Source organism: Arthrobacter ginkgonis, assembly GCF_039540195.1.
Taxonomy (GTDB): Bacteria; Actinomycetota; Actinomycetes; order Actinomycetales; family Micrococcaceae; genus Zafaria; species Zafaria ginkgonis.
Genome location: NZ_BAABEO010000023.1, coordinates 155665 through 171475, shown reverse-complemented (window position 1 = coordinate 171475; position 15811 = coordinate 155665). Strand labels below are relative to the sequence as shown.

12 protein-coding genes and 1 riboswitch are annotated in these 15811 nt (G+C 70.5%); of the genes, 6 read left to right on the top strand and 6 right to left on the bottom strand.

Going from position 1 to position 15811, the window contains the following annotated elements:
* Positions 1 to 104: 104 nt before the first annotated feature.
* Positions 105 to 1190 (bottom strand): isopenicillin N synthase family dioxygenase, encoded by a 1086-nt coding sequence (locus ABD912_RS16975; RefSeq protein ID WP_345152636.1) that lies wholly within the window; start codon positions 1188 to 1190, stop codon positions 105 to 107.
* A gap of 429 nt (positions 1191 to 1619) precedes the next feature.
* Between ABD912_RS16975 and ABD912_RS16970 the strand changes: the two genes are divergently transcribed.
* Positions 1620 to 2240, top strand: a complete 621-nt coding sequence (locus tag ABD912_RS16970) for a dihydrofolate reductase family protein (protein WP_345152634.1) — start codon at positions 1620 to 1622, stop codon at positions 2238 to 2240.
* Positions 2241 to 2363: 123 nt separating this feature from the next.
* On the opposite strand, the gene ABD912_RS16965 is transcribed toward ABD912_RS16970, so the two are convergent.
* The 5 genes from ABD912_RS16965 to uraH all read right to left on the bottom strand — a co-directional run bounded on the left by ABD912_RS16965 (position 2364) and on the right by uraH (position 9229).
* Positions 2364 to 5318 carry a molybdopterin-dependent oxidoreductase gene (locus tag ABD912_RS16965; RefSeq protein ID WP_345152902.1) on the bottom strand — a complete coding sequence of 985 codons (2955 nt, stop codon included), beginning with the start codon at positions 5316 to 5318 and terminating at the stop codon, positions 2364 to 2366.
* Between the two features lie 107 nt (positions 5319 to 5425).
* Entirely contained in the window at positions 5426 to 6406 is a 981-nt protein-coding gene (locus tag ABD912_RS16960) for an XdhC family protein (protein WP_345152632.1), read from the bottom strand.
* A 1-nt stretch (position 6407) separates the two neighbouring features.
* Positions 6408 to 7925 carry an allantoinase AllB gene (gene allB / locus ABD912_RS16955; protein WP_345152630.1) on the bottom strand — a complete coding sequence of 506 codons (1518 nt, stop codon included), beginning with the start codon at positions 7923 to 7925 and terminating at the stop codon, positions 6408 to 6410.
* The gene (pucL, locus tag ABD912_RS16950) at positions 7925 to 8896 is read right to left on the bottom strand and encodes a factor-independent urate hydroxylase (RefSeq protein WP_425548093.1); all 972 of its coding nucleotides are present in this window, start codon (positions 8894 to 8896) and stop codon (positions 7925 to 7927) included. The genes allB and pucL overlap by 1 nt, the downstream gene beginning before the upstream one ends.
* A gap of 3 nt (positions 8897 to 8899) precedes the next feature.
* Positions 8900 to 9229, bottom strand: coding sequence for a hydroxyisourate hydrolase (uraH, locus tag ABD912_RS16945; protein ID WP_345152628.1), 330 nt, complete (start codon positions 9227 to 9229; stop codon positions 8900 to 8902).
* Between the two features lie 319 nt (positions 9230 to 9548).
* Here uraH and ABD912_RS16940 point away from each other — a divergent pair, with 319 nt between their 5' ends.
* The 5 genes from ABD912_RS16940 to ABD912_RS16920 all read left to right on the top strand — a co-directional run bounded on the left by ABD912_RS16940 (position 9549) and on the right by ABD912_RS16920 (position 15497).
* Positions 9549 to 10634 (top strand): ABC transporter substrate-binding protein, encoded by a 1086-nt coding sequence (locus ABD912_RS16940; RefSeq protein WP_345152626.1) that lies wholly within the window; start codon positions 9549 to 9551, stop codon positions 10632 to 10634.
* 263 nt (positions 10635 to 10897) lie between these two features.
* A riboswitch (SAM riboswitch) is annotated at positions 10898 to 10992 on the top strand.
* A 132-nt stretch (positions 10993 to 11124) separates the two neighbouring features.
* On the top strand, positions 11125 to 12321 hold the full coding sequence (gene sfnG, locus ABD912_RS16935; protein WP_345152623.1) for a dimethylsulfone monooxygenase SfnG: 1197 nt from the start codon (positions 11125 to 11127) through the stop codon (positions 12319 to 12321).
* A gap of 303 nt (positions 12322 to 12624) precedes the next feature.
* On the top strand, positions 12625 to 13698 hold the full coding sequence (locus ABD912_RS16930) for a methionine ABC transporter ATP-binding protein (RefSeq protein ID WP_345152622.1): 1074 nt from the start codon (positions 12625 to 12627) through the stop codon (positions 13696 to 13698).
* Complete coding sequence (locus tag ABD912_RS16925) at positions 13689 to 14405, top strand: methionine ABC transporter permease (RefSeq protein WP_345152619.1); 717 nt, start codon at positions 13689 to 13691, stop codon at positions 14403 to 14405. Before ABD912_RS16930 ends, ABD912_RS16925 begins: the two co-directional genes overlap by 10 nt.
* A gap of 177 nt (positions 14406 to 14582) precedes the next feature.
* Positions 14583 to 15497, top strand: a complete 915-nt coding sequence (locus ABD912_RS16920; RefSeq protein WP_345152618.1) for a MetQ/NlpA family ABC transporter substrate-binding protein — start codon at positions 14583 to 14585, stop codon at positions 15495 to 15497.
* The last annotated feature ends 314 nt before the right edge of the window (positions 15498 to 15811 follow it).

The window sequence follows — 15811 nt, the reverse complement described above, 5'->3', positions numbered from 1 at the left end:
GATTCCCGAGCTGCGCCCGTACCTCCGTTGCGGTGGTTCCAGTCTGGTGGGACCACGTTACGACCTTCCGCACCATGCGTTTCAGGAATGTAAATGATTGGAACTTATGTTCCACGTCGGTTCGCCGGTGGTTTCGCCCTGTCCGTGGCCGCGAGGATGCGTGCCGCCACGGAGCCGGCACCCGCGTAGAGCTGTCCGTTGCGGGAGCCGGCCAGCTTGGCGGTGATGTTCTCGATGACGGTCATCGGCGCGTAGTGGGGCTCCTCCCCTGCCGGCACGCAGGTGGGCAGCGCGTCCACGACGGCCTCGGCGTTGCCGTCGTGGAAGAAGGCCACCGAACGGCGCCGCCTGATGGTCCCGTTGATGATCGGCGGCTTGACCCGGTGCAGCGTGGACATCCAGCGGTCGTTGGTCCAGCGGCCCATGATGTCGCCGAGGTTGACCAGCAGCGCCCCGTCGATGGGGGCGACGTCGTGCCAGGTCCCGTCCGGGCCCACCACCTGCAGGCCGGGAACCTGGTCGGCCCAGAGCACCGTCACGATGCCGTAGTCGGTGTGTTCGCCCATGCCGGTCAGGTCCCCGTCGAGGTCCACCGTGCTCTCCGGGAGCGCGTAGTTGTTCATGCGCATCACGTCCAGCGAATGGTCCGTCAAGGGGGCAAAGTGCTCCGTCGGCATGCCCAGGGCGTCGGCGAAGATCCGGGTCAGGGTGCGGGCCACGCGCGCGGCTTCGGCGTAGTAGGCCTCGATCGCGGGGCGGAAGCCGTCCACCGCGGGCCACGCGTTGGCGGGGTACTCGGCCTCGGAAAGGTCAAGGTCCGGAAAGTCGCTGGCCTGGGAACCGATGTTGAACGCCTCGAAAAAGTCGTTCATGCGGCTGGCCGATTCGACACCGGCGGAGAGGCTGAGCGATTCGCTCTTGGGAGGTGCGTAGCCGCGGTTGACTCCCGCCGGAAGCCGGTACTCCTTCTTGGCCTCCAACGGCTGGCCGAAGAACGCGTCGACCCCGTCCTTGAGCCCCTGGATGACCGGATCGGGGATGCCGTGGCCAAGGATCTGGATGAAGCCCACCGAGCTGCAGGCCCGGTCCATGGCACCGGCGGTGGCGGCGCGCTCGGCGTCGGTCCCCCCGCGCACGTAGGCGGAGATGTCGACGACGGGCACGACGAACGGGATGGATTGCGCGGACATGGTGTCCTTCCTGGGTCAGGCCGGCGCGGCGCCGGACGGGACAGGAACCTCGACTGCCCGGGAACCGGCGGCGGGCTCGCCGCCGGAAGCTGTTTGGTTCAAAGCCTAGGAACCGCGGATTACCGCCGCGCTGACGTCCGGTTTCAGGATGGTAAAACCGGCGGAACCGTCCTTTCATCCCTCCTCTCCGCCCGCTCCCTTCCCGCGAAAAGTGACGCGTAAGTGCGGGTGCCCTGCCGAAAAGTGACGCGTAAGTGCGGGTGCCCTGCCGAATAGTGTCGTCTTGGCACGGGTGCGGAAGGCAATGGTGTGCCCGTGTCAGGGCTGGCGCCGTCGTCCGCGGGGTTGACGTCCGAATCCTCTCGCCCAAGACTGTGAACCACGAAGGCCGCAGGAGCCCACCGACGGAGCACCCCGAAGGACAACGCCATGGGAATCGTCCAGCTCGACCTGTTCATCACCCTCGACGGCGTCTACCAGGCGCCGGGCGGGCCCGACGAGGACCGCGAGGGCGGCTTCGGGTTCGGCGGCTGGCAGGGGGCGTACTTCGACGACGAGTCGGGCGAGGCGATCGGCGCCAGCATCGAGCGTCTCGATGCGCTGCTGCTCGGCCGCAAGACGTACGACATCTTCGCGGGGTACTGGCCGAACCAGTCCGATGACGACCCGATCGCGCGAAAGTTCAACGCGGTGCCGAAGTTCGTCGTCTCGCGCACGCTGACCGAGCCGACGTGGGAGGGGACGACCGTGCTGACGGATCTCGCGACGGAGGTCCCCGCGCTCAAGGACCGCTTCGAGGAGATCCACCTCTTCGGCAGCGGCAACCTCGTGACGTCGCTGCTGAAGGAAAACCTCCTGGACCGGTTGAACCTCCTCCTCTATCCACTGACCTTCGGCTCGGGCAAGCGCCTCTTCGGCGACGGCACCGTTCCGGCGGCCTTTACGCTGGCCAAGCCGCCGCAGGGATTCCCGAAGGGCGCGGTCTCGCTCGTCTACGACCGGGCCGGCGAGCCGGTCACCGGCATCGACATCTCGCAACAGCTGCAGTAAGCGAGCGCCGATCCGGGCAATCTCCCGCCAGGCCCCACAATTCCGGATAACACCAGCACAAACGCGTCAGGATTCGGGTGGGGACCCGCACTTACGCGTCACTTTTCCGCGCGGCGAGGGCATTCAGGACGGCGGCTCGGCGGCATCCCGAAGGGCCAGGTAGATGCGGTCGCGGGACATGGGGAGCCGTGGCAGGCGCACGCCCACCGCGTCGCGGATCGCGTTGGCCAGGGCCGGGGCGACGGGGTTGTAGGGGCTTTCGCTCATCGATTTGGCACCCAGCGGCCCCAACCGGTCCGTGGTGGAGGCGAAGTAGACCTCGGTACGCGGCACGTCCGCGAAGGTGGGGATGTGGTACTGGCGGAGGATGTCGGAGACCACCGCTCCGGCGTCGTCCAGCACCACTTCCTCGTACAGCGCCGAGCCGAGCGCTTGGGCCACCCCGCCCTCCACCTGCCCGCGGCACTGCAGCGGATTGATGACGAACCCGGCGTCGGCGGCCTGCACGCTTTGCAGGATGCGCAGCTCCCCGGTGGCCCGGTTCACGGCCACGCGGAAGCCCTGCACGTTGAACGCGACCGAGCGCGGGGTGCCGGCCCAGTGCCCGTGCGCCTCCAGCGCGATCCCGCGTCCGGCGGCCGCGGCGGCGAGCTGCGCCCAGGTCAGGTCCGCGCCGGCGCACCGGACGCCGTCGGGCCCCAACTGCGGGGCGGACACGTGCGGAACGGCCCCGCCGGCCATCTCCGAGGCCAGCGCCGCGATCTTCCCCGCCAGGCCTGTGGCGGCGATGAGCACCGCACGCCCGGCCACCATGGTTCCCGCGGAACCGTAGGCGCCGGTGTCGTGGGCCACCAGGTCGGTGTCCGACTGCAGGATCCGCACCCGGCCCGCGGTGGTGCCCAGCGCGGTGGCGGCGATCTGGGCGTGGACGGTGGTGGTGCCGTTGCCGAACTCGGCGGTGCCGACCTTCACCACGTACGTGCCGTCGGGCAGCAGGGACACCGTTGCGTCCCCGAAGTGCCCGTTGGGCGGGACCGAGTCGATCATGGACAGCGCCGTGCCGGTGCCGACCGCCCAGTCGCCCTCCAACCAGTCGCCCTCCGGATTCTCCTCCCCGAAGGGGACCGGCATCCGCGCCTCGCGCTCGGCCCCGCGCTCGAGCGCGCCCGCCACCAGGTCCAGGCACTGGTCCAGCCCGTAGCTGCCGAATTCGACGTCGGCGGCCGGCACCGGGTTGGTGGAGATCATCGGATCGCCTTCGCGGACGGCGTTGATCCGCCGGAACTCCAGCGGGTCCAGGCCCAGCCGGCGGGCCAGTTCGTCCATCGCGGATTCGATGGCGAACACGCTCTGGCTTAGCCCGTAGCCGCGGAACGCCCCCGACGGAACGGTGGTGGTGTAGACGGCGCGGGCATCGACCTTCTTGTTGGGGCAGTTGTAGACGGCGATGCACTCGCCGGTGCCGTGGAACATCACGCCGGGGCCGTGGTTGCCGTAGGCGCCGGTGTTGGAGAGCAGGTCCAGTTCGATGCCGGTCAGGCGCCCGTCGGCGGTGGCGCCCACGCGCACCCGCATCCGCATCGGGTGGCGGACCGAGGTGGAGGTGAACTGCTCGGTGCGTGTGTGCTCGAGCTGCACGGGCCGGCCCAGCCGCAGCACGGCCAGCGCGACGATGTCCTCGGTGAACACCTCCTGCTTGCCGCCGAACCCGCCCCCCACCCGCGGGGCGAGGACGCGCACCGCGTCCTCCCCCAGCCCGAAGAGCCGGCACAGCGTGCGCCGGGCCAGGAACGGGACCTGGGTGCTGGAGCGCACCACCAGCCGCCCGGCCGCGTCGATCCAGCCGGTGGCGGCATGGGTTTCGAGGCTGGTGTGCTGGACGCGCTGGGTGTGGAAGGTGCCCTCGTAGACGACGGCGGCGTCCGCGAATCCGGCCTCGACGTCGCCGACGTGGCTGTGCAGCTCGGCGACCAGGTTGCGGACGGGGTCGGCAATGCCGGCAGCCCTGCCGTCCTTGTCCCCGTGCAGGGCCGGGGCGTGCATCGCCGTTTCGGGGTCCAGCACCGGTTCGAGGATCCCGTAGGTGACCCGGACGGCGCGGACGCCCGCCTCGGCGGCGGCCACCGAGGTGGCGACGACGGCGGCCACGCGCTGGCCAACGAAGCGCACCGTGTCTTCCAGCAGCCTGGTGTCCTGCGGGTCGTCGGCGACGAGTTCGTGCTGGGCGGTGGAATAGAGCAGGTCCGGCACGTCCGCGTGGGTGAACACGGCGACGACGCCATCCACGGCGAGGGCCGCCGCGGTGTCGATCCCGAGGATCCGGGCATGGGCGTGGGGCGAGCGCAGCAGCTTCATGTGCAGCAGGCCCGGGATGCGCCCGGGCAGTTCCTCCGCCGGGGTGCAGCGGGAGTCCGTGCCGTGGGAGTTCGCGCCGGCGGTGTCCGCGTCAGCGGTGGGGGCCTCCACGGGCTGCGCGCCGGGGGCGGGGAGCGGGATGTCGCCCTGCAGCAGGTCCAGCGCGTAGCGTTCCTGGCCGGTCACGATGCGCCGGGCGGCGGGGGCCGCGGCGTTGGATCCGGCCCGGCCGCCGGGCTCCACATGGATGGGGTCGGCGTGGATGGAGCCGGTGCGGGTGGCCCCGCAGATCGAGTCGGCGATGGAGCGGTAGCCGGTGCAGCGGCAGAGGTTGCCCTTGAGGTTCCGGGGCAGGTCCTGCCGCTGTTCCTCGGTGAAGGTGGCCGCCGTCATGACCATGCCGGCGGTGCAGAAGCCGCACTGGAAGCCTTGGGCGGCCATGAACCGCTCCTGCATCGGGTGCAGTCCCGACCCGTTCCGCTCCGGGCCGCACCCCTGCGCGGCCGCCAGGCCCTCGATGGTGGTGACCTCGCGGCCCTCGGCGCGCAGGGCCGGGTAGATGCAGCTGTGCACGGGGACACCGTCGACGTGGACGGTGCAGGCTCCGCAGTCGCCGCCGTCGCAGCCCTTTTTGACCCCGGTGTTGCCGGCCTCGCGCAGGAAGGTGCGCAGGCACTGGCCGGGGCGGGGTTCGGCGGCCACGCTCGCCCCGTTGACGGTCATGCCCGCGTAGTCGGATCCGCTGCCCGGGTCTCCGGCGGTTGGGGTGCCCGGGGTTGGAGTGCCAGGTGCCTGGGTGCCCGTGGTTCGGGAACCGGTGATTTCGGTGCTCACGCTGCCTCCGTGCTGTCTTCCGGTGAAAGGGTGTCCGCGGGTGCAAGGTCGCGGCACCGCGGGGTACCGGTGGCGTCCGGGTCGTGGATGGGCCCGCCGGTGGCGGCCAGGGACCGCACCGCGGCCGCGCCGGCGGACCCAGCGCCGAGGCGTCCGGTGCGGGCGGCGATGATTTCCGCGGCGATGGACACGGCCACCTCCGCCGGACTCAGGGCCCCGAGGTCCAGCCCGATCGGCGAGCGCAGGCGGGCCAGCGTTTCGGCGGGCATGCCGCGGACGGTGAGCGCGGCGGCGCGCTGGTCGTGGGTGCGCCGCGAGCCCATGGCGCCGATGTAGGCGACGGGCAGGGAGAGGGCGAGTTCGATCAGCGGGAGGTCGAACTTCGCGTCGTGGGTCAGCACGCACAGCACGGTGCGTTCGTCGATCCGGCCGGCGGCGTGTTCGGCGGCGAGGTACTCGTGCGGCCAGGCGAGGACGACGTCGTCCGCCTCCGGGAAGCGTTCGGGCGTGGTGAAGGCGGCGCGGGCGTCGCACAGCGTGGTCCGGTAGCCCAGCAGCGCCCCCTGGCGCACCAGCGCGGCGGCGAAGTCGTTGGAGCCGAACGCCAGCAGGCGCGGCGCGGCGCGGTCGGCGGGTCCGCCGAGAGCCAGAAGCGCCTGCTCCTCGGACTCCACCCTGCGGATGAGGACCTCCAGTTCCCCGCCGCAGGTCAGTCCGGCGGCGAACGCGTCGTCGTCGCTGTATCCGTAGGTGGCGCGCCGTTCCCGCCCGTCCTGGAGGGTGTCCAGGCAGGCCAGCAGGACCTCGCCCTCCACGCAGCCGCCGCTGAGGGAGCCGACGACCCTCCCGTCCGGGCCCACCGCCATGGACGTGCCGACGGGGCGGGGCGTCGATCCTCCGGTGCGGGTGATGGTCGCGACCGCGAACGGCGTCCCGGCGGCAAGCCATGGCCGGCAGGCTGCTGGCAGGTCCCCCATCTCAGGCCCCGCCCTCGCCCGCGGCGGTGCCGGCCCCCGGTCCCGCGCCCGCGGAGGCCAGGCCGGCGCTGGCGGAGGCGGCACCGCGGGGAAGGGCCCAGCCCGGTCCCCCGGCGCGCACCGCCCCCGGCCCGGCCAGGAAGCCGCCGGTCACGGCCAGGCCGGCCTTCGTGCCGGCGTCGCCGCCCGCCGCGGAGGGTGCTCCCCCATCCGGCCCGAAGAGCATGCGGCCGCGCAGCATGGTGCCGGTGACCGCCCCGGTGATCTCCATCCCGTGGTAGGCGGAGAGCGGGTTGCGGTGCGCCAGGGCGTCGGCGCTGACGGTGTGCGGCAGTGTGGGGTCGTAGAAGACCAGGTCGGCGTCGCGGCCGGCCTCGATCGCGCCCTTGGCGCCGAGCCCGGCCAGCGCGGCGGGGGCCGCGGACATCCAGCGGCTGACCGCCTCCAGCCCGATCCCCCGCGTCCTGGCCTGGTGCGCGACGGCGGCGAAGCCCACCTGCAGCCCGGAGATCCCGCCCCAGGCCTGCTGCAGGTCCGGGGCGCCGCGGTACTTCTCCGCGGCGGTGGAGGGCGAGTGGTCGCTGACGATGCAGTCGATCAGCCCCTCCCGCAGCCCCTGCCAGAGCGCGTCCCGGTTGCCGGCGTCGCGGATCGGCGGGCAGCACTTGAACTCGGGGGCGCCGTCGGGGATCGCCTCGGCGTCGAAGCAGAGGTAGTGCGGGCAGGTCTCCACGGTCAGCGGCAGCCCCTCCGCCTTCGCCGCGGAGATCGTCTCCAGCGCCCGGGCGCTGGAGAGGTGCAGGATGTGGGTGCGGCAGCCGGTCTCCCGCACGGCGTCGATAAGCCCGGCGATCGCCGCCAGTTCGGCGGCGTCCGGGCGGGAGAGCACGAAGTCCGTGTACGCGGCGGAGGCCCGGGCGGGGGCCGCGGCGATGGTGCGGGCGTCCTCTGCGTGCACGATCACCAGCCCGCCGAAGGACGCGACCTCGCGCATGGCCTCCCGCAGCTGGGCCGGGTCCACGGGCGGGAACTCGGGCACGCCGGAGTCCAGCAGGAAGCACTTGAATCCGAACACGCCGGCTTCCCACAGCGGGCGCAGGCTGGCCGTGTTGCCTGGAACGATTCCGCCCCAGAAGCCGGTGTCCACGCGCAGCTTGCCCGCAGCGGCGTCCCGCTTGGCGTGCAGGTTTTCCACCGTGGTGGTCGGCGGGATGCTGTTCAGCGGCATGTCCACCACGGTGGTGGTGCCCCCGAGCGCGGCGGCGGTGGTCGCCGAGGCGAAGCCCTCCCACTGCGTGCGGCCCGGCTCGTTGATGTGCACGTGGGTGTCCACGTTGCCGGGCAGTACCAGCGTGGAGGCGGGCACGACGACGTCGGCCGGTGCCGCCGTCGTACCCGGAAGGGGCGCCGCCCCAAGGCGGCGGACCGCGGCGATGCGGCCGCCGTCGATCTCCAGTTCGGCCGGGACGAAGGCGCCCTCGACCAGGACGTTCGCGGCGGCGATGCGGATGGCGGACATCAGCAGAATCCCCCCAGGAATTCCCACGCGGCCGGGGCCTCGGCTTGGCCGGCGCGGGTGACGGTGGTGTTCATGAGCCCGTAGGGGCGGTCCCCGGCGATGAAGACCTCGTTGGGGTTCTCCAGGCCGAACGGGGACAGGTCGGCGAGGTAGTGGTGCTTGTTGGGCATCACGAAACGGATCTCGGCCAACTGCGGCAGCTCGTTCAGGATCCGCTCGCCGATGGCGAAGATGGTCTGCTGCAGGGACAGGGAGTGGGTGTCGGCGAAGGTCTCCAGCAGCAGCGCCTTCACCGCGGCGAAGGTGGCGTCGTAGTCCACGGCCGGGGCGGGTTCGCCGGCGGGGGCCGGAACGTAGCGCCAGCGGGCGGTGACGGAGGTGGCGAGGATGCGGTCGGTGGTTTCCGGAAGGGTCGTGTACTTGTCCCGCGGGAACCCGGTGAACTCGCTGCCGGTGGACTTGAGGACCACCAGGTCCTTGAGCCCGGCGACGATGTGCTCCACGCCGTCCTCGATGGTCACCGCTGCGGTGCGGACCTCCTGGCCGGTGCGCACGAAGGAGTGGTCGTGCGCACTGCCGCCGGCGGTGATGCGTTCCCAGCCGAACTGCTCGGCGTCCCACCGGCCGCCCGCGGCCCACGGCACGGTCCCGACGAAGTGGCGGCCCAGGGTCAGCAGGAATTCCTCGGCGGTGGCGCTCCAGCGTTCCTTGGCGAACGCGTAGATGGTGTTCTTTTGGGTGTCGGTGGCCAGCACGTGGGCGTTGTCGCCGGTGCGATAGCAGTCCGCGTAGTCCCCCCGCAGCAGCGAGGTCACGTTCAGGTCGGTGATCGCATGGCGCGGGGTGTCCCGCTCGATGCGCACCAGGCGCACCTCGGCCTTGCCATACTGATTGGCGCCAAGCACCACGGACCCGGAGGCGATGGTGGTGTCCTTCTGCATGATGCCGGCCCCGTCCAAGATCTTTTCCATGGTCTAGCTCCCCCGGTAGGTCGAATAGGCGAACGGGCTCAGCAGCAGCGGCACGTGGTAGTGCGCGGCGTCGTCGACGGTGAACGCGACGGCAACCTCCGGGAAGAACGCGTCCGTCCCGCGGGCCGCAAACCAGGCGCCGGTGTCGAAGACCAGCCGGTAGGCGCCGGGGGCCAGCACGGCCGGGCCGAGATCGGCGGCCCTGCCGTCGGCATCCGTGACGGCGGCGGCGAGGCGGTCGCCCGCGCGCGTCTGGAGCACGACGGCGACGCCTTCCGCAGGTGCGCCGGTTGCGTTGTCCAGCACGTGCGTGCTGACAAGGCTGGTGGTCATGGTCGGTCCTTCCATGGTGCGGGCCGGGCGGTCGGCCCGGCCGGACGTGCGGGTTGCCGCAACCGTCCTGGGGCCACGTTACGGAGCGCATGAAGGCGTGCCGTTTCGGCCGCGTAAAACTTTTGTTTCATGACCCTCGGCCTGCGCCTCGCCCCGCGCCCGCGAGGCTTCCCGGCCCCATGAGCCGCGCGGCACGGATTCCAGTTAACGCGTCAGTAACGCCTCCCATCTTCGGATGAAACAACCGGTTCGTAGCGTCGGCAGGGTAGTCCCGGATCCTCCGTCCCCGGGCTTCCATCCAACTCGCAAAGGACCAAGCATGAAGGTTTCGTCCCGTGTCACCACCCGCCGTTCCACGCTGCGCCTCTCGCTGGCCTCCGCCGGCACGGCGGCCGTTCTTGCCCTGACCGCCTGCGGTGGCGGCTCGCCCGCAACCACGTCAAGCCCCGCCGCCGGTTCCGCGGCCGCGGACCTCGGGACGCTGGACATGAACCTGTCCTGGATCAAGAACGCCGAGTTCGCCGGCGAGTACTTCGCCGACGCAAAGGGCTACTTCGCGGACGCTGGCTTCAGCAAGGTCAACCTGGTCGCCGGCGGTCCCGGCGGCACCTCCACCGAAACCGTGGTGCTCGCCGGAGGCGCCCTGGTGGGCACCTCCAGCCCGCTCGGGGTGGCTCCCGTGATCCAGGAGGACGACGCCCCGCTGAAGATCATCGGCACCAAGTACCAGAAGAATCCGTTCACGGTCACCTCGCTGGCCGACAATCCGATCAAGACCCCCCAGGACCTGGTGGGCAAGAAGATCGGCGTGCAGGCCGGCGTCAACGAGACCCTGTTCGAGGCCCTGCTGGAGGTCAACGGCATCGAGAAGTCCAGCCTGACGGTCATTCCGGTCCAGTACGACCCGCAGCCGCTGGTCAACGGCGAGGTGGACGGCTTCTTCGCCTACATCACCAACGAATCCCTCACCCTGGAGCTCGACGGCCATGACGTCGAAAACCTTCCGCTGGCGGACAACGGCCTGCCGTTCATGGCCGAATCGCTGGTCACCACCGAGGAGAACATCGAGACCCGGCGCGAGGCGCTGAAGGGTTTCCTGGTCGCGATGATCAAGGGCTGGAAGGACGCCGTGGCCGACCCCGAGGAGTCCGCCCGGCTGGCCGTCGAGGAGTACGGGTCCGACCTGGGCCTGGAAATGCAGAAGGAGGTCCGCCAGGCCGAGGAGCAGAACAAGCTCGTCTCCACCGCGGACACCGAGGCCAACGGCCTGATGACGATGTCGGACAAGCTCATGGCGGACAACGTGGAAATCCTCAAGCTGGCCGGCTACGACCTCACGGTCGAGGACCTCTTCGACACCTCCCTGCTGGAGGAGGTCTACGCGGAGCACCCGGACCTCAAGTAGTCCCGGAAGGTAGCAAAATCCCGGGGGCGCACTACGCGAGGCAACCACAGCAAGGGGGGACGACGGCGAGCCGTCGTCCCCCCTTGCGCGTGCCGGCCGGGGCGCGGAACGGAGCCAAGGCTAGGGCTACAGATGTCGATCGCTCAGGACAACACCTGTCGATAAACTCTGGCAACAGCTGTCGATTGTTCGATGAACTCCATATTTCGTAGCATTTGAAAAAAGATTCTTTGATGATTACGCCCTTTGTGCCCATACTGGAACGACCATCCCGAGCGGCTGAGAGATCTGGTTCTTTGACGCCGCAGCAACCTTCCGGACTCCGCCGGAAAGGTGCTACCGCCAGAAACGATGGAGAAAGCGCAAGCTTTTCTTCGGCCGTGGTGGCCCCGGATTCCCCCCGGTGCCGCGGCCCGCCGTTGTCCGGGATTCCCTGCACCCCGCCGCACTGCCCCACGCCGTCCGGCGCCGTCCCCCAAGGAATTCGAACATGAGCACCAACACCCCCGTGTCCGCCGCGGCCGACCTGCAGACGCCGCTGAAGTTCGCCTACTGGGTCCCCAACGTCTCCGGGGGCCTGGTGGTCTCCACCATCGAGCAGCGCACCAGCTGGGACTTCGACTACAACAAGAAGCTGGCCCGCATCGCGGAGGACGCCGGGTTCGAGTACGCGCTCTCCCAGACCCGCTACGCCGCGTCCTACGGCGCGGACAAGCAGCACGAGGCGACCGCGTTCACCCTGGGCCTGCTGGGGGCGACCGAGCGGCTGAAGGTCATCGCGGCGGTCCACCCGGGCATGTGGCACCCCGGGGTGCTCGCCAAGTGGCTGATCACCGCCGACCACATCTCCAACGGCCGCGCCGCCGTGAACATCGTCTCCGGCTGGCTGAAGGACGAATTCACCAACTTCGGCCTGCCCTGGCTGGAGCACGACGAACGCTACGTGCGCACCGAGGAGTTCATCACCGTCCTGCGCGGTCTGCTCACCGAAAAGGACTTCTCCTTCCACGGCAGCCACTACGACATCTCCGACTTCACCCTCTCCCCCGCCCCGCTGGACATCCCGGGCCGGGCGCACCCGGAGATCTTCTTCGGCGGAAACTCCACGGCCGCGCAGGCCGCGGCCGGACGCACGGCCGACTGGTACTTCTCCAACGGCCGCGACCTGGAGGGCTTCAAGGGCAACATCTCCGGCGTGCTGGCCGCCGCCTCCTCCGGGGCCCGCACCGCGCCCGCCAAGCCCCGCTTCGGGATCAACGGGTTCGTGATCGCCCGCGACACCGAGGCCGAGGCCACCGAAACCCTGCGCGAGATCATCGCCAAGGCCCACCGACCCGCCGTCGAGGGCTTCGCCGCCGCCGTGAAGGAGGCCGGCCAGTCCACGAAGGACGGCAAGGGCATGTGGGAGGACTCCACCTTCGAGGACCTCATCCAGTACAACGACGGGTTCCGCACCGGCCTGATCGGCACCCCCGAACAGATCGCCGAACGCATCATCGAGTTCAAGAAGATCGGCGTGAACCTGCTCCTGACCGCCTACCTCCACTTCCAGGAGGAGGTCGCCGCCTTCGGCCGCGACGTGCTGCCGATCGTTCGCGAACTGGAGGCGGACCTGGCCCGCAAGAACGGCACCGAGCTCAACACCGACCTGCTCCCGGCCACCAGCCTGGAAGGGTCCCCCGCCTAGCGCGCGGGGCAGACCCTTTCGTGTCGACTTCGTCGCCACGCAGGGACCCGGCTGCCCCGCGCTTTGCGGGGGAACGGCCCTTTCGTATCGACTTCGTCGCCACGCAGGGACCCGGCTGCCCCGCGCTTTGCGGGGGAACGGCCCTTTCGTATCGACTTCGTCGCCACGCAGGGACCCAACTGCCCCGCGCTTAGCGGCCCTGCCCGCAGTTCGCTTCCCCGCACCGCCCTGCCCTGTGCTGCCCATCTCTAGGGGCCGCCGGGCCGGGATCCCCCGTGCAGTCCACTTCCGGAAAGCATCCCCATGATCAGTCTCAAGCAACTCACGAAGGTCTACGGCCGCGGCCCCGACGCCGTCACGGTCCTGGACCACCTCGATGTCGACGTCGCCAGCGGCGAGATCCTCGCCGTCGTCGGGCCCTCCGGGGCCGGCAAGAGCACGCTCGCCCAGTGCATCAACCTCCTTGAGCGGCCCACCTCCGGGCAGGTGATCGTCAACGGCGAGGACCTCAGCGGCCTGCCCGAGCACAGGCTCCGCGTCGCCCGCCGCCGCATCGGCACCGTCTTCCAGTCCGCGAGCCTGCTCTCCCGCCGCACCGCGGCGGAGAACGTGGCGCTGCCGCTGGAATACCTCGGCGTCACCCCGGCGGAAACCAAGGCGCGCGTGGCCGAGCTGCTGGAGCGCGTCGGCCTGTCCCACCGCGCCAACCACTACCCGTTCGAACTCTCCGGCGGGCAGCGCCAGCGCGTCGGCATCGCCCGCGCGCTGGCGCTGCGTCCCTCCGTGCTGCTCTCCGACGAGGCCACCTCCGGACTCGACCCGGAAACCACCCGCTCGGTGGTGTCGCTGCTGCGCCAGCTGCGCGACGACCTGGACCTCGCCGTCGTCTTCATCACCCACGAGATGGACACCGTCCTGCATGTGGCCGATTCCGCGGCCCGGCTGGACCGGGGCCGGATCATCGAGCAGGGCCGGCTGGTGGACCTGCTGACCGACCACGACTCCGCGCTGGGCCGCGCCCTGCAGCCGCAGCTGAGCCCGGCCGAGCCCGGAACCGGTTCGCGAGCCTGGTACGTCACCTACGATTCACGCACCGTCCCCGCCGACTGGCTCCAGCGGGTCTCGGCGGACCTGGGCGAGCCCGCGGCCCTGCTCGCTGCCACCATCCAGAACATCGACGGCACCAGCACCGGCAACGCGACGGTCGGCCTCGCGGCCGCCGACGCGGCCCGCGTCGAGACGGCCTTCGCCCGGCACGGCCTGCGCGCCGCCCTGCGTCCAGATGCGACCACGGCTGACGGCCCCTCCGCACCGGAGGCACCCGCCCCGGACGACACCCCGAACACCACCCCGAAGGAGGCAGCGCTGTGGGTGTGATTCTCCCCTCCGCCGTTATCGTCCCCGCGTTGGCGGACACCCCGATCGCGGACCTGCCCGCCCTGCTGATTCCAGCGCTGGGCGAGACGCTCGCGATGGTCGGGATCGTCATGCTGGTGGTGGTTCTCGTCGGCACGCCGACCGCCGTCTGCCTGCACAACATGGCGCCGGGCGGATTGTTCGAGAACAAGGCCGTCTACGGGGTGCTCAGCTGGATCGTGAACATCGGCCGCTCGCTGCCGTTCCTGGTCCTGATGGCCGCGATCGTGCCGTTCACCCGGTTCGTGACCGGCACCAACATCGGCATCGCGGCCGCCGTGGTCCCGATGTCGCTGGCCGGCATCCCGTTCTTCGCCCGGCTGGTGGAGAACTGTCTGCGCGACGTCCCGCGCTCGGTCACCCAGGCCGCGCGGGCCTCCGGCGGTTCGCCGCTGCAGATCATCCGCTCCGCGCAGCTGGGCGAGGCGGTCCCGGCGATCCTCGGTGGCCTGACCATCAACACCATCGCGATGATCGAATACTCGGCCATCGCCGGGACCATCGGCGCCGGCGGCATCGGCTACGTCGCGGTGACCTACGGCTACCAGCGCTTCGACCACACCGTCATGATCGCCACGGTGGTCCTGCTGATCGCGCTGGTGACAGCGGTCCAGCTGGTCGGCGACGGCCTGGTCAGGGCCACCACCCCGCACCTGCGCCGGCGCTAGCGCGCGGGGCAGGCCCTCTCGTGTCGACTTCGTCGCCACGCAGGGACCCTGCTGCCCCGCGCTTGCAGCGGGACGTCCTCAAAACCAATCACACAGCCAGCGACGGCACTGTCCAACGACAACACTGGCCGCCGCCGGTGCTCCACACCCCCAAACCACCCCTGAAAGGGAACCACCATGACCACGACCCAGGACAAGACCGCCACCGGTCCCGAAGGCCACGGCTTCACCATCCAGAAGAAGAAGAAGTGGCCGTGGGCCGCCGGCGGGATCGCCGTCGCCGCCGCGATCGCCGCCGCCGTGGCCGTCAACGCCGGTGCCGGCGCCAAGTCCCCCAACGAGGTCGCCGGGGCCACGCTCACCGTCGTCACCGCCGAGGGCAACCACGCCGAGCAGGCGCTGGTGAACTTCGTGGCCGAGGAGGTCGCCCCCAAGTACGGCATCAAGGTCGAGTTCAAGGGCCTGGCCGACTCCACCACGCTGAACCGCGCCGTCTCCACCGGCGAGGTCGCCGGCACCATCTACCAGCACAAGCTGTGGCTGTCCCAGGTCCTCGAGGCCAACCCCGACTTCAAGGAGGAGGCCGCCACGCCGGTGTTCCGCTGGGGCTTCGGCATCTGGAGCGAGAAGTACAAGTCCGTCGAGGAGATCCCGGACGGCGCCACCATCTCCCTGTACTCCGACCCGGCCAACGAGGCCCAGGGCCTGTGGCTGCTGGAGCGCGCCGGGCTGATCACCCTCAAGGACGGCATCAACAAGTGGGAGGCGACCCAGAAGGACATCGCCGAGAACCCGAAGAACCTGCAGTTCAAGCTGCTGGACTTCGCGGCGCAGTCCCGCTCGCTGCCTGACCTCGACGCTGCCGTGGGCTACACCGAGTACTACGTCGCGGCCAAGGTGGACCTGGAGAAGCAGATCTTCGCGCCGCCGGCCCCGGACGAGTTCGCCGGCCAGCTGACCATCGGCTCCGAGTACAAGGACACCGAGAACGTCAAGAACCTGGTCAAGGCGTTCCAGGACCCGGCCGTGCAGGAGTTCCTGCGCACCGATCCGGCGGTCAAGGACCTGCTGATCCCGATCGACGCCCAGTAGGCGCAGGGACGTACCAGGCGACCGTGCCACAGGACCGCGCCAAATGAGCGCCCCGGGTTTCCGCCCGGGGCGCTCGTGCGTTCGGGCCCTGGAAGCCCAGTGCCGGTCCGCGTCCTGCTCTCCCCAACCCCGTCGGCCCGACCCGGGCATCCGGAAAAGGCCTGGCCGTGTACGGGCGGATTTTGCCGGATGCCCGGGTCGGAGAAGCGAGGCGGACCCGACGGGAGGGTGTTTTCCGGATGCCCGGGCTTGGCCGGTCAGGCCTGAGGGGCCAGGCCTGCCGCAACACACAAACGACGGCGGCCGCGCACCCC

Bases quoted from the DNA above. Each gene is read 5' to 3' on its own strand.
- ABD912_RS16975 (WP_345152636.1), bottom strand. From the start codon at position 1,190: ATGTCCGCGCAATCCATCCCGTTCGTCGTGCCCGTCGTCGACATCTCC.
- sfnG (WP_345152623.1), top strand. From the start codon at position 11,125: ATGAGCACCAACACCCCCGTGTCCGCCGCGGCCGACCTGCAGACGCCG.
- ABD912_RS16970 (WP_345152634.1), top strand. From the start codon at position 1,620: ATGGGAATCGTCCAGCTCGACCTGTTCATCACCCTCGACGGCGTCTAC.
- ABD912_RS16965 (WP_345152902.1), bottom strand. From the start codon at position 5,318: ATGACCGTCAACGGGGCGAGCGTGGCCGCCGAACCCCGCCCCGGCCAG.
- ABD912_RS16930 (WP_345152622.1), top strand. From the start codon at position 12,625: ATGATCAGTCTCAAGCAACTCACGAAGGTCTACGGCCGCGGCCCCGAC.
- ABD912_RS16920 (WP_345152618.1), top strand. From the start codon at position 14,583: ATGACCACGACCCAGGACAAGACCGCCACCGGTCCCGAAGGCCACGGC.
- allB (WP_345152630.1), bottom strand. From the start codon at position 7,925: ATGTCCGCCATCCGCATCGCCGCCGCGAACGTCCTGGTCGAGGGCGCC.
- ABD912_RS16960 (WP_345152632.1), bottom strand. From the start codon at position 6,406: ATGGGGGACCTGCCAGCAGCCTGCCGGCCATGGCTTGCCGCCGGGACG.
- ABD912_RS16940 (WP_345152626.1), top strand. From the start codon at position 9,549: ATGAAGGTTTCGTCCCGTGTCACCACCCGCCGTTCCACGCTGCGCCTC.
- pucL (WP_425548093.1), bottom strand. From the start codon at position 8,896: ATGGAAAAGATCTTGGACGGGGCCGGCATCATGCAGAAGGACACCACC.
- uraH (WP_345152628.1), bottom strand. From the start codon at position 9,229: ATGACCACCAGCCTTGTCAGCACGCACGTGCTGGACAACGCAACCGGC.